This is a genomic window from Phaeobacter sp. JH20_29 (genome assembly GCF_048056175.1).
GTDB classification, from domain to species: Bacteria; Pseudomonadota; Alphaproteobacteria; order Rhodobacterales; family Rhodobacteraceae; genus Phaeobacter; species Phaeobacter bryozoorum.
In genome coordinates, this window is the sequence record NZ_JAYMWO010000005.1 from 356,861 (window position 1) to 369,181 (window position 12,321).

Sequence of the window (12,321 nt, forward strand, 5' to 3'; positions counted from 1 at the left end):
GAGGATAGCAATGACACGCGGTGGCAGTGACAAAGACCGGTCCGACGGACCGGAGCGAAAATGTCTGGCAACAGGCGAGATCCAGCCCAAAGAAGGGCTGATCCGCTTTGTTGTTGGCCCCGAAGGTCAGGTTGTTCCTGATGTGATGGGAAAGCTGCCGGGGCGTGGGGTCTATGTGACCTCGACCGAGGTAGCGCTCCAAACTGCGGTAAAGAAGAAACTCTTTGCCCGCGGTTTCAAGGCGCCGGTGACGGTGCCTGACGGGCTGGTGGATGAAATCAAAGGTCAGGTGCTGCGGCGCCTGATCGAGCTGATCAGCCTAGCGCGCAAGTCGGGTGATGCGGTCTCTGGCTATGAGAAGGTCAAAGACTGGCTGGCCAAGGAACACGCCCGCGTATTGATCCAGGCTTCGGATGGATCAGGACGGGGCAAATCAAAATTGAGCACGCCGCACCGTGGGAAATTCATCGGATGCCTCACTGCGGATGAGCTGGGCATGGCCTTTGGGCGCCAAACTGTGATACATGCGGCGCTGGCCTCTGGTGGACTCGGCAAACGTGTTGTAGAGGAAGCGCAACGACTACAAGGTTTGCGCGAAACGGTGGGCGGCAAGGGCCGCACGGAAGGATAAAGAGCTTTATGAGCGATAGTGACGGCAAAAAGACGTTGGGTCTTCGTGGTGGGTCCCGGCCCGGGAATGTGAAACAGAGCTTCAGCCACGGTCGGACCAAGAATGTCGTGGTGGAAACCAAGCGCAAACGCGTTGTGGTCCCCAAGCCGACCGCGGCCAAGGGGGGCTCAGGTGCGACGCCGTCCGGTGACGCATCGCGGCGTCCGGCTGGCATCAGCGATGCAGAGATGGCGCGCCGCCTGAAGGCGTTGCAGGCCGCCAAGGCCCGCGAAGTAGAAGAAGCGCAGCAGCGCGAAGCCGAGGAAAAGGCCCGTGCCGAAGAGCGTGAGCGCCGCCGGGCTGAACAGGAAGCCAAGGAACGTGAACAGCGCGAAGCTGAAGAGCGTGCCCGCCAGAAGGCCGAAGAAGAAGAGCGCAAGCGTGTCGAAGCTGAGGCTGCTGCGCAGCGTGCGGCTACTGATGCCGAAAAGAAAAAGTCGGAACCGGCTGCGGCCCGTCCCGAGCCGGGCCCGTCTTCGCAGCCTCGTAAGGGGGATCGCGAACGTGATGACCGGCAGAACCGCAATGCCAAAGGCCGCAACGAAGGCGGTGGCCGTCGCTCCGGAAAGCTGACACTTGGTCAGGCGACCGGTGGTGAAGGTGGTCGTCAGCGCTCCATGGCGTCGATGAAGCGTAAGCAAGAGCGCGCACGCCAGAAGGCCATGGGTTCGGTCGAACGTGAAAAGGTTATTCGTGACGTCCAGCTGCCCGAGGCGATTGTCGTCTCCGAGCTGGCAAACCGGATGGCCGAGCGCGTCGGCGAGGTTGTCAAATCGCTGATGAACATGGGCATGATGGTCACGCAGAACCAGACCATCGACGCGGATACCGCCGAGCTGATCATCGAAGAGTTCGGCCACAACGTGGTGCGTGTTTCTGATTCGGATGTTGAAGACGTCATCAAAGAGGTCGAGGACAAGGAAGATGACCTTCAGCCGCGTCCTCCTGTTATCACCATCATGGGTCACGTTGACCACGGTAAGACGTCTCTGCTGGATGCGATCCGCGACGCGCGGGTTGTTGCAGGCGAGGCTGGTGGCATTACCCAGCACATCGGTGCCTATCAGGTGAAAACCGAAGGCGGGGCTGTGTTGAGCTTCCTCGACACGCCGGGCCACGCGGCCTTTACCTCTATGCGTTCGCGCGGTGCGCAGGTCACGGATATCGTGGTCCTTGTTGTGGCTGCAGATGATGCTGTGATGCCGCAGACCGTCGAAGCGATCAACCACGCCAAGGCGGCGGGTGTTCCCATGATCGTGGCGATCAACAAGATCGACAAGCCGGCCGCAGACCCGATGAAAGTCCGCACCGATCTACTGCAGCATGAAGTTGTCGTGGAAGCGATGTCTGGTGAAGTACAGGATGTGGAAGTCTCTGCCGTAACTGGTCAGGGTCTGGACGAGCTGCTGGAAGCCATTGCGCTGCAGGCGGAAATCCTCGAACTGAAGGCCAATCCGGATCGCGCAGCTCAAGGTGCCGTGATCGAGGCACAGCTGGACGTGGGTCGCGGACCTGTGGCCACGGTGCTGGTTCAGAATGGCACCCTGCGTCAGGGTGATATCTTTGTTGTCGGTGAGCAGTACGGTAAGGTCCGTGCGCTGATCAACGACAAGGGTGAGCGGGTTCAGGAAGCTGGCCCCTCGGTTCCGGTCGAAGTGCTGGGTCTCAATGGTACACCCGAAGCAGGCGACGTTCTGAACGTCACCGAAACCGAAGCGCAGGCCCGCGAGATCGCCGAGTACCGCGCCCAGGCCGCCAAGGACAAGCGCGCAGCGGCCGGTGCCGCGACCACGCTGGAACAGCTGATGCAGAAGGCCAAGGAGGACGAAAATGTCTCCGAGCTGCCGATCCTGGTTAAAGCTGACGTGCAAGGCTCTGCCGAAGCCATCGTTCAGGCGATGGAGAAGATCGGCAATGACGAAGTGCGTGTTCGCGTGCTGCACTCCGGCGTTGGCGCCATCACCGAGAGCGATATCGGTCTGGCAGAGGCCTCTGGTGCTCCTGTCATGGGCTTCAACGTGCGTGCCAACACATCGGCACGGAACTCGGCAAACCAGAAGGGCGTCGAGATCCGCTACTACTCGGTCATCTATGACCTCGTCGACGATGTGAAGGCGGCGGCGTCCGGCCTGCTGTCAGCTGAGATCCGCGAGAACTTCATCGGCTATGCAGAGATCAAGGATGTCTTCAAGGTATCCAACGTTGGCAAGGTTGCGGGCTGTCTCGTGACCGAAGGTGTGGCGCGCCGCTCCGCTGGCGTCCGCCTGCTGCGTGACAACGTTGTGATCCACGAAGGTACGCTGAAAACTCTCAAACGCTTCAAGGATGAAGTGGCAGAGGTTCAGTCCGGTCAGGAATGCGGCATGGCGTTTGAGAATTACGATGATGTCCGCAAGGGTGATGTGATCGAGATCTTCGAACGTGAAGAAGTGACCCGCACACTCGACTGATCCACGATCATAGCATGAATAAAAAAACCCCGGCCAAACCAGGTCGGGGTTTTTTCGTGGCTGGTTCAGGGAGGAGAAACCAGTCTGCTAAGGAGAGTGTGGGGGATCAGGCGGCGCGGCCGACCGGTTCACCTTCGTAGGTTTTGCTACCGACGCGCACCGAAATCTTGCCATCGGGCAAGCTGCGCACGAATGTGCCTTGGATGAAGATAAATGCACCCTGCTTAATCGTTCTGATCATGATCGCTACCGCCTCTTGCCGTCAGAAATACCGACATTACGCTGCCTGTTGGCTCACAGGGTTAACGAAAAAAGTTAATGATTGATTGATGCACGTGAAGGATACCGCCGCAGGACGCGGCGGCGGCTAAGCCGTTCTGTGCGGGAAACCGGGCAGACCGGAACTAGAGCCAGTCCCGCAGGATCGGGATCAGCGGCACATCGGCCGCCGGCATGGGGTAATCACGCAGGTTCTGCGCGCGGACCCATTTCAGTGTCTGCCCTTCTTTCGCCTGCGGGATACCCTCCCATTTACGACAGGCAAATAGCGGCATCAGCAGGTGAAAATCTTCATAGCTGTGGCTTGCAAAGGTCAGCGGTGCCAGACAGGACGCCCAGGTGTTGATGCCGAGCTCCTCTTCCAGTTCGCGGATCAGCGCCGCCTCGGGCGTTTCACCGGGCTCAACCTTGCCGCCGGGAAATTCCCACAGACCCGCCATCGACTTGCCCTCGGGGCGCTGAGCAAGCAGCACGCGCCCCTCGATATCAATCAGTGCAACCGCAGATACCAGTACGGTCTTCATGACCGGTAGTCCGCGTTGATGGTGATATATTGGTGCGTAAGGTCACAGGTCCAAACAGTGCTCTGCCCCTCTGCCAATCCCAGATCAACCTTGATGACGATCTCCGACTTCTTCATTTCGGCGGCGCCGGCTGCTTCGCGATAGTTTGGCGACACCCAGCCTTTTTCGGCGACCAGTACATCGCCAAAGGAGATGGACAGCTTGTCCCGATCGGCGGCTGCCCCGGATTTGCCGATTGCCATCACGACGCGGCCCCAGTTCGGATCCTCCCCGGCAATGGCCGTTTTGACCAGCGGCGAATTGGCAATCGACAGGCCATGAACCTTGGCGTCGCGGTCATTCATCGCGCCGGTCACCTGGATCTCGACGAATTTGGTCGCGCCCTCACCATCGCGCACCACTTGATGCGACAGGTCCAGCATGACTGCTTCCAGCGCCTCGGCGAATTCAGCATGTCCGGTTACATCAACGCCAGAGGCGCCAGTGGCACAGAGCATCAGACTGTCCGAGGTCGATGTGTCGCTGTCCACGGTGATGCAGTTGAAGGTCCGGTCACAGGTTTGCGACAGAAGCTCCTGCAACGCCGACTGAGGCATCTTCGCATCTGTGAAGATATAGACAAGCATGGTCGCCATGTCGGGGGCGATCATACCTGACCCCTTGGCAATCCCCGCGATAGAGACTGTTTTTCCGTCGATCTCGATTTTCGCGCTGGCCCCTTTGGCAAAGGTGTCCGTTGTCATGATCGCGCCGGCAGCAGCTTCGATGGCGGTGGAGTCCAACCCATCGTTCAGCGCCGCGATCTGGGCGACGATGCGGTCGTGCGGCAGTGGTTCGCCGATGACCCCGGTTGATGCGGTGAACACCCGTGCGGCCGGAACTCCCGTGCTTTCTGCTACACTGCGGGTGATCTCGGCAACCGAGGTTTGACCATAGTGCCCGGTAAAGGCGTTTGAATTGCCGGAGTTCACGAGGATCGCCGCGCCGTGCGCGGTGTCGTTTTCTGCCGAAGCAAGTTTTGCCTGACAGTCCAGAACGGGGGCGGAGCGGGTCGCGGAGCGGGTAAAGACGCCGGCGACGGCCGTTCCGGGTGCCATCACCGCGAGCATAACGTCCGTACGATCCTTGTATCTCACGCCGGCGGCTGCCGATGCGAATCTAACACCGGTGATTTCCGGCAGCTCGGGGAAATGGTCTGGTGCAAGCGGAGAGCGGGGCAGTGCCATTTTCAGTTCCTAACCAGGTCAAGGTTTTTCAGGATTGCGGGGTCTAGATCTTCGATCTCAGGGCGTTCAATCGTTGCCGAGGTGGTCAGGGAGAGTACGCGCTCTTCTACCGCGTCCTGGCGCATCTGCGCTGCAAGCTCTTCGCGGACCTCGTCAAAGGTAGGCGCAGCAGAGGTGCGCCGTTCGTTGAGCTTGATCACATGCCAGCCGAACTGGGTTTGAACCGGTTCGGAGACGTCACCGGTACGCATCGCGAGGACGGCTTCTTCAAATTCCGGGACCATGCGCCCCTTGCCAAACCAGCCGAGCTCCCCACCGTTCGGGCCGGAGGGACCGGTCGACCGTTCGCGCGCTAGAGTGGCAAAATCAGCACCAGCCTCCAGCTCGGCGCGAATTTCGGCTGCATCCTCCTTGGTCTCGACCAGAATATGCGAGGCGTTGAATTCATCACCGCCGGTTCCGTCGGTGTATTTCTCGTCGTAGGCGGCGCGAAGGTCCTGTTCGGAGGCGGCACCCTCCATCACCTTTTCGATGACATCAGCGGCCAGCAGCGAACGGGCTTCGTTCTCTAGGGAGAGTTCGACGTATTTCGGAACCTCGCCATTCAGTTCCTGTTTCAGGCTGGTTTGCTGAATCAGCTGGTCCAGAATTGCGTCATAGAGAACATCATCCGGCAGCTGCTGATACTGCTGCGGCAGCGTCGCGCGGGCGATGATCATGTGACCAATCGTGATCTCTTCGCCATTCACCTTTGCAACCACTGTATTGGCATGTGGTTCGGCCACAGCGGGTATGGGCAGTGTCAAGGCGGCCGTCAGGGCCAGCCCCGACAAATAAGTGAGACCTTTGCGCATTGAATTCTTCCTATTCTCTGGCCACGGCTGGGCGTAGCGTTGACACCGTATTTGCGGGACCTTACATCGCCATGAGGCCTTTGACAGGACCGCTGTTCCATCATTGTTTATGAGTTGCAAGCGGGGCGGGCAAGCCTGCCAACGCCAGGGGCCAATGACAGGACGGTTGGAGAACACATGCTGGGTATCGGAACACTCGCCAAAAAGGTTTTCGGCACGCCGAATGACCGCAAAATCAAGGCGACACGGCCGCTGATTGCCAAGATCAACGCGCTGGAGCCCGAGTTCGAGAAACTCAGCGATCAGGAGTTGCAGGACAAAACCGCCGAGCTGCGCAAGCGCGCCGGTGACGGCGAGAGCCTGGATGACCTTCTGCCCGAGGCTTTTGCCAACGTACGCGAGGCGGCGCGGCGTGCGCTGGGGCTGCGGGCCTTTGATACGCAGCTCATGGGTGGCATCTTTCTGCACCAGGGCAATATTTCCGAGATGAAGACCGGTGAGGGTAAAACCCTCGTTGCGACCTTCCCAGCCTATCTCAATGCGCTGACCGGCAAGGGCGTGCATGTGGTGACGGTGAACGAATACCTCGCCAAGCGCGACAGCGAGTGGATGGGCAAGGTCTTTGCGCAACTCGGCATGACCACCGGCGTGATCTGGTCCGGCCAGCCTGATGCAGAGAAGATGGCTGCCTATCAGAGCGATGTCACTTATGCGACCAACAACGAGCTGGGCTTTGACTACCTGCGCGACAACATGAAGCCGAGCCTCGATCAGGTTTTCCAGAAACACCATAATTTCGCGATTGTGGATGAGGTCGACTCGATCCTGATCGACGAGGCGCGTACGCCGCTGATCATCTCAGGTCCGGCGGAAGATCGCTCGGAACTCTACTCGACCATCGACAAGATGATCCCGCTCCTGAGTGATGATCACTATGAGCTGGACGAAAAAACCCGCGGCGTGACCTTCACCGAGGATGGCAACGAATACCTCGAGCAGCAGTTGATCGCCCATGGCCTGCTGGAAGAGGGAGCGTCACTGTATGATCCTGAGAGCACTACGGTAGTACATCACGTCAACCAGGCGCTGCGGGCGCATAAGCTGTTCCAGCGCGACAAGGACTACATCGTGCGCGATGGCGAGGTGGTGCTGATCGATGAATTCACCGGTCGGATGATGGCCGGTCGCCGCCTTTCCGAGGGTCTGCATCAGGCCATCGAAGCCAAGGAAGAGGTTAAGATTCAGCCCGAGAACACAACGCTGGCCTCCGTGACCTTTCAGAACTACTTCCGCCTCTACAGCAAGCTGTCCGGGATGACCGGCACAGCGATGACCGAGGCCGAGGAATTTGCCGAGATCTACGGTCTGGGTGTGGTCGAGGTTCCAACCAACCGACCAATCGCCCGTAAGGATGAGGACGATCAGGTCTACCGCACGGCTGTCGAGAAATACCGTGCGATGATTGAAGAGACCAAGAAGGCCCATGAAAAGGGCCAGCCTGTTCTTTTGGGCACGACCTCGATCGAAAAATCCGAGCTGCTCAGCCAGATGCTGGAGAAAGAGGGCATCAAGCACAACGTGCTGAACGCCCGTCACCACGAACAGGAAGCCAAGATCGTGGCGGAGGCCGGTCGTCTGGGCGCTGTGACCATCGCTACCAACATGGCCGGCCGCGGGACTGACATTCAGTTGGGCGGTAATGTGGAGCTGAAGGTGCTGGATGCGCTGGACGCCCAGCCCGATGCCGACCCGGTTGCCCTGCGCACCGAGGAAGAGGCCAAACATGCCGCGGAAAAGCAGAGTGTTCTGGACGCAGGTGGCCTGTTCGTGATGGCTTCCGAACGCCACGAGAGCCGCCGGATCGACAACCAGCTGCGCGGTCGCTCCGGTCGCCAGGGCGATCCGGGTCGCACCGTGTTCTACCTCAGCCTTGAAGATGATCTGATGCGCATCTTCGGGTCAGAGCGGCTGGACAAGCTGTTGTCGACCCTTGGCATGAAAGAGGGCGAGGCGATCATTCACCCTTGGGTGAACAAGTCGCTGGAACGCGCCCAGGCAAAGGTCGAAGGCCGCAACTTTGACATGCGTAAGAACGTTCTGAAATTCGACGACGTGATGAATGATCAGCGCAAGGTAATCTTTAACCAGCGTCGCGAAATCATGGCTGCTGAAGATCTGTCCGAAATTGTCGGTGATATGCGTCATGAGGTGATCGACGATCTTCTCGATGTGCATATGCCGGCCAAGACCTATGCCGACCAATGGGACAGCGAGGGCCTGCAGGCGCAGGTCCGCGAGAAACTCGGGCTTGATGTCCCTGTGGTCGACTGGGCTGCCGAAGAAGGCGTCGATGACGAGCAGATCCGTGAACGTCTGGTCGCCGCCAGCGATGCCAAGATGGCAGAAAAGACCGAAGCGTTTGGTGCTGAAACCATGCGCAATATCGAAAAGCAGGTTCTGCTTCAGACCATCGACGCAAAATGGCGCGAACATCTTCTGACGCTGGAACATCTGCGTTCTGTGGTGGGCTTCCGTGGCTACGCGCAGCGTGATCCGCTCAATGAATATAAGAATGAGAGTTTCCAGCTGTTTGAAACCATGCTCGATACGCTGCGTGAAACCGTCACTCAGCAGCTCGCACATGTGCGCCCCATCAGCGAAGAAGAGCAGCGCCAGATGATGATGCAGCTGGCCGCCCAGCAGGCGGAACTGCAAAGGGCCGCTGCTGGCGCTGCGTTGCCGGAGGCACCAGCCGATGGGTTTGTTGAAGACGATCCCTCGACATGGGGCAATCCATCTCGCAATGACAAATGCCCTTGTGGGTCTGGCAAGAAGTTCAAACACTGCCATGGCAGCCTCAGCTGAGGCGCCGGACAGGTGACATAGTCTGGCGAAAACAGTGAAAATTGCATGCTTTCGCCAGATTCTCAGCAAGGGGCGGCCATCAATTGGTCGCCTTTCTGCGTCACGGTTCCTTAACCTTTTTGGGTAAGGAGTCGGTAATGATCAGCAAACGTACAGCCTTGATGAGCGCGGCCACCCTCTGTAGCGCACTGGCGATCGGTCTTGTTATGCAACATGCCGATGGCGGTCCGCAGGCGACAGCAGAAGCCGCGGTTCCTGCGAAGGGGCTTGCGGTTGCGGCCGTAGACAACCTGCCAGACCTCTCGACCGATGGTGCACTTCAGATTGAGGCGATCAGCCTCACTGCGGCCACACCTGCTTCCAGCGGCGAGGGCGAAGCCCGTCAGGCCGGGCGTCATGACCCAGAGACCACCTGCGACATGACAGCAGAAGCCGTCGCCAGCCCGATGGCAGAGGTGCGTCTGACGATCTTGTCCCTTTGCCGTCCCGGAGAGCGGTTGACCATTCATCACAATGGAATGATGTTCTCCAGCCGCCTGGATGATACCGGCGCGCTGACCGTTCAGGTGCCGGCACTTTCCTCTACCGCAGTTTTTATCGTCGAGCCGAAAACAGGCCGTGGTGCAGTGGCGACAACTTCGGTGCCTGATCTAAATCTGGTCAGCCGGGTGGTCCTGCAATGGGCTGGCAATAGCGGCTTTGAACTGCACGCGCGCGAGTTTGGCGCGGGGTACGGCAGCGCTGGTCATGTCTGGCGCGGTGCTGATCTTACAGCTGGCCGGGGGTCGGTCGTGCAGCTTGGCGATGCCTCGCAGCTGGCGCCGCGTTTGGCAGAGATCTACAGCGTTCCACGGCTTGGCGGCGACCGTAGTGGTGTGATCGACCTGACCGTCGAGGCCGAGGTGACCGCGATCAATTGCGGTCGCGACGTCTCGGCGCAGACGCTTGAACTGCGCGATGGAAAGCTGCGTACCCGTGATCTGACACTGGCGATGCCTGATTGTGCCGCTACGGGTGATTTTCTTGTGTTGAATAATTTGCTAGAAACACTGAAAATCGCCGCAAATTAACTAGCGGTTTATTCAGGATTTCTCATGGCTTTGCTTCGTGCGGCGGTAGGCGCCGCACTCTTTCTTGTCGCTGGAATCCTGCCGCTCAATGCGCAGGATGTGACCCTTTCCTCACCTGACGGCGCCGTTGAGATCACCGGGAATATTCTGGGTTTTGATGGTGAATTCTATCGCGTTGATACGAAGTTCGGTGAGCTGACGGTTGATGGGTCCGGCGTCAGCTGTGAGGGGCCCGGTTGCCCGAGCCTGTCTGATTATGTTGCGGAGATTACCCTGTCGGGTTCTTCCACCATGGCAGAGGTTCTGTTACCGGCGCTGATCGAAGGGTTCGCACTCAGAAACGGTTTCCAGACCCGGCGAGATCCGATGCCCGACAATAATTTTGACTATGTGTTACTGCGGGACACAGGTCGAGTCGCCGCCAGGTTCAGCTTTTTTGTCAGCAATACCGACGAAGGGTTTGCCGATCTTCTGGCCAATGAAGCCGATATCGTGATGGCCCTGCGCGAAATCCGCAGCGCGGAGCGTGAGCGCGCGCGTGAGGCCGGAATGGGGGATATGACAGGGTCACAACGCAGTCGCGTTCTGGCGCTGGACGCCATGGTTCCGGTGGTGGCACCGGGGAACCCTGTGCGCTCGATTTCGGTGTCGAATCTCGCGCGCGTTCTATCCGGGGATCTGAAAAACTGGTCTGAGCTGGGTGGGGCTGACGCGCCGATCTCTCTTCATCTGCCCGTCGCGGGCTCTGGCTTGGCTCAGGCGATTTCTGACCGGCTTGAGCCGCCAAATATTGCGGCGCTCGGCAGTCGTCTGCGGCGCCACGACCGTGGCAGCACCTTGGTGCGAGTCGTTGCGACAGATCCCTTTGCCCTTGGGCTGGCGAGCTTTGCCGAAACATCGACCGCACGCGTCCTGACCCTGCGCGGCGCGTGTGGCTTCTCGCTGCGGGCCAATCGCCGGTCAATCAAGACAGAAGACTATCCGCTGACCGCGCCGATGTTTCTATATCTCCCGTCACGACGGTTGCCCAAGCTTGCGCGGGATTTTCTGAGTTATGTTCGCGGTCCCGCAGCGCAGATTGTGATCCGCAGAGCCGGGTTCGTTGATCAGGCACCAGAGAGAATTTCGATGAATGTTCAGGGCGACCGTCTGGCCAATGCCATCAGCGCAGCCGGGCCGGAGGTCTCCCTTGCGGAGTTGCAGAGATTGGTCAGTCGCCTGGACGGTCTGCAGCGGTTGACCACGTCGTTTCGCTTTGAACCGGGATCGACCCGCCCCGATGCGCAATCGCGAAGCAATATCAGTCAGCTCGCCCGGTCCCTGGAGGCTGGGGCCTATGATGCGCGGGAGCTGGTTTTTGTCGGCTTCTCAGATGGCGATGGCCCGGCGAGCGGTAATAAATCCATTGCGTTGAAACGAGCGGAGGCGGTGCGAGATGCGGTCATCGCGGCAGCTGAAACCGCGAATCTCGAGCGAACCGAAATAGCGGTGGCGGCCTTTGGTGAGGCGCTGCCGATGGCCTGTGAAGACCAGCGATGGGGCCGACAGGTCAATCGACGGGTCGAAGTCTGGGTTCGCTAAAAGAGCTTCAGACCGCTAGAGATATCCTTCGGAGCGAAAGCTCAGTTCGCGAGATTTTCCGATGATCAGATGATCATGCAGAACGATATCCAGAGTGGCGAGTGCCCGCGCAACCCGGTCGGTCATCTCGATGTCGCTCTGCGATGGGGTCGGGTCGCCCGACGGGTGATTATGTACCAGGATCAGGGCGCTGGCGCTTATTTCAAGGGCCCGCTTGGCGATCTCTCGCGGGTAGACCGGCACATGATCGACGGTGCCCCTGGCCTGTTCCTCATCCGCGACCAGAGCGTTCTTGCGATCTAGGTAGAGGACACGGAACTGTTCGGTCTCACGATGGGCCATGACGGTATGGCAATAGTCCAGAAGCGCGTCCCAAGAGGACAAGACCGGTCGCTGCATGATTTTGGCGCGGGCCATTCGATGGGCGGCAGCCTCCAGGATCTTAAGATCCGCGACGACAGCCTCGCCGATGCCATTCACCTTCGAGAGACGTTCAGGGGGCGCGGTGATAACCCGGTTGAAATCTCCGAAGGTCTCAAGCAGGAGCCGGGCCAGAGGTTTGACATCGCGGCGCGGAATGGATCGAAAGAGCAGAAGTTCCAGCAACTCATAGTCCGGCATCGCAGCCGCGCCCCCGTCCATAAAACGCTCGCGCAACCGCGCGCGGTGATCCCTGATATAGGAGGGCAGGCGCCGCTCTGGCGGGGAGGCAGGCCCCATCTCTGCGCTGTTGGGGAACAGCGGGAGAGAGACATCCTGAAACGCGGGATCCTTGGCCATAGGCTATGCTGTGGCCATCGTG

Annotated in this window: 10 protein-coding genes; 5 read left to right on the forward strand and 5 right to left on the reverse strand. The window is 59.4% G+C overall.

Annotated elements, in window-relative coordinates:
• Positions 1-10 precede the first annotated feature (10 nt).
• Both VWZ85_RS04500 and infB read left to right on the forward strand, forming a co-directional pair.
• Complete coding sequence (locus VWZ85_RS04500) at positions 11-631, forward strand: RNA-binding protein (protein WP_416587252.1); 621 nt, start codon at positions 11-13, stop codon at positions 629-631.
• A gap of 8 nt (positions 632-639) precedes the next feature.
• Positions 640-3,120: a translation initiation factor IF-2 gene (infB, locus tag VWZ85_RS04505; RefSeq protein WP_340547164.1), complete on the forward strand. Its 2,481-nt coding sequence runs from the start codon at positions 640-642 to the stop codon at positions 3,118-3,120.
• A 106-nt stretch (positions 3,121-3,226) separates the two neighbouring features.
• On the opposite strand, the gene VWZ85_RS04510 is transcribed toward infB, so the two are convergent.
• The 4 genes from VWZ85_RS04510 to VWZ85_RS04525 form a co-directional block, all read right to left on the reverse strand.
• On the reverse strand, positions 3,227-3,361 hold the full coding sequence (locus VWZ85_RS04510) for a hypothetical protein (protein ID WP_340547165.1): 135 nt from the start codon (positions 3,359-3,361) through the stop codon (positions 3,227-3,229).
• Positions 3,362-3,524: 163 nt separating this feature from the next.
• The gene (gene mutT, locus VWZ85_RS04515; protein ID WP_340547166.1) at positions 3,525-3,923 is read right to left on the reverse strand and encodes an 8-oxo-dGTP diphosphatase MutT; all 399 of its coding nucleotides are present in this window, start codon (positions 3,921-3,923) and stop codon (positions 3,525-3,527) included.
• Entirely contained in the window at positions 3,920-5,149 is a 1,230-nt protein-coding gene (argJ, locus tag VWZ85_RS04520) for a bifunctional glutamate N-acetyltransferase/amino-acid acetyltransferase ArgJ (RefSeq protein ID WP_416587253.1), read from the reverse strand. The genes mutT and argJ overlap by 4 nt, the downstream gene beginning before the upstream one ends.
• A 2-nt stretch (positions 5,150-5,151) precedes the next feature.
• Positions 5,152-6,003, reverse strand: a complete 852-nt coding sequence (locus VWZ85_RS04525) for a peptidylprolyl isomerase (RefSeq protein WP_416537728.1) — start codon at positions 6,001-6,003, stop codon at positions 5,152-5,154.
• Positions 6,004-6,180: 177 nt separating this feature from the next.
• Between VWZ85_RS04525 and secA the strand changes: the two genes are divergently transcribed.
• The 3 genes from secA (at position 6,181) to VWZ85_RS04540 (ending at position 11,519) form a co-directional block, all read left to right on the forward strand.
• On the forward strand, positions 6,181-8,868 hold the full coding sequence (secA, locus tag VWZ85_RS04530; RefSeq protein ID WP_340547169.1) for a preprotein translocase subunit SecA: 2,688 nt from the start codon (positions 6,181-6,183) through the stop codon (positions 8,866-8,868).
• 137 nt (positions 8,869-9,005) lie between these two features.
• Positions 9,006-9,938, forward strand: a complete 933-nt coding sequence (locus VWZ85_RS04535; RefSeq protein WP_416587254.1) for a hypothetical protein — start codon at positions 9,006-9,008, stop codon at positions 9,936-9,938.
• A gap of 24 nt (positions 9,939-9,962) precedes the next feature.
• Positions 9,963-11,519, forward strand: coding sequence for a substrate-binding domain-containing protein (locus VWZ85_RS04540; RefSeq protein ID WP_416542726.1), 1,557 nt, complete (start codon positions 9,963-9,965; stop codon positions 11,517-11,519).
• 15 nt (positions 11,520-11,534) lie between these two features.
• Here the strand turns inward: VWZ85_RS04540 and radC are convergent, their stop codons facing one another.
• Positions 11,535-12,299: a RadC family protein gene (radC, locus tag VWZ85_RS04545; RefSeq protein ID WP_416542727.1), complete on the reverse strand. Its 765-nt coding sequence runs from the start codon at positions 12,297-12,299 to the stop codon at positions 11,535-11,537.
• Between the last annotated feature and the right edge of the window lie 22 nt (positions 12,300-12,321).

Coding starts and splice junctions, on each gene's coding strand:
- VWZ85_RS04500 (WP_416587252.1), top strand. CDS start 11: ATGACACGCGGTGGCAGTGACAAAGACCGGTCCGACGGACCGGAGCGA.
- infB (WP_340547164.1), top strand. CDS start 640: ATGAGCGATAGTGACGGCAAAAAGACGTTGGGTCTTCGTGGTGGGTCC.
- VWZ85_RS04510 (WP_340547165.1), bottom strand. CDS start 3,361: ATGATCAGAACGATTAAGCAGGGTGCATTTATCTTCATCCAAGGCACA.
- mutT (WP_340547166.1), bottom strand. CDS start 3,923: ATGAAGACCGTACTGGTATCTGCGGTTGCACTGATTGATATCGAGGGG.
- argJ (WP_416587253.1), bottom strand. CDS start 5,149: ATGGCACTGCCCCGCTCTCCGCTTGCACCAGACCATTTCCCCGAGCTG.
- VWZ85_RS04525 (WP_416537728.1), bottom strand. CDS start 6,003: ATGCGCAAAGGTCTCACTTATTTGTCGGGGCTGGCCCTGACGGCCGCC.
- secA (WP_340547169.1), top strand. CDS start 6,181: ATGCTGGGTATCGGAACACTCGCCAAAAAGGTTTTCGGCACGCCGAAT.
- VWZ85_RS04535 (WP_416587254.1), top strand. CDS start 9,006: ATGATCAGCAAACGTACAGCCTTGATGAGCGCGGCCACCCTCTGTAGC.
- VWZ85_RS04540 (WP_416542726.1), top strand. CDS start 9,963: ATGGCTTTGCTTCGTGCGGCGGTAGGCGCCGCACTCTTTCTTGTCGCT.
- radC (WP_416542727.1), bottom strand. CDS start 12,299: ATGGCCAAGGATCCCGCGTTTCAGGATGTCTCTCTCCCGCTGTTCCCC.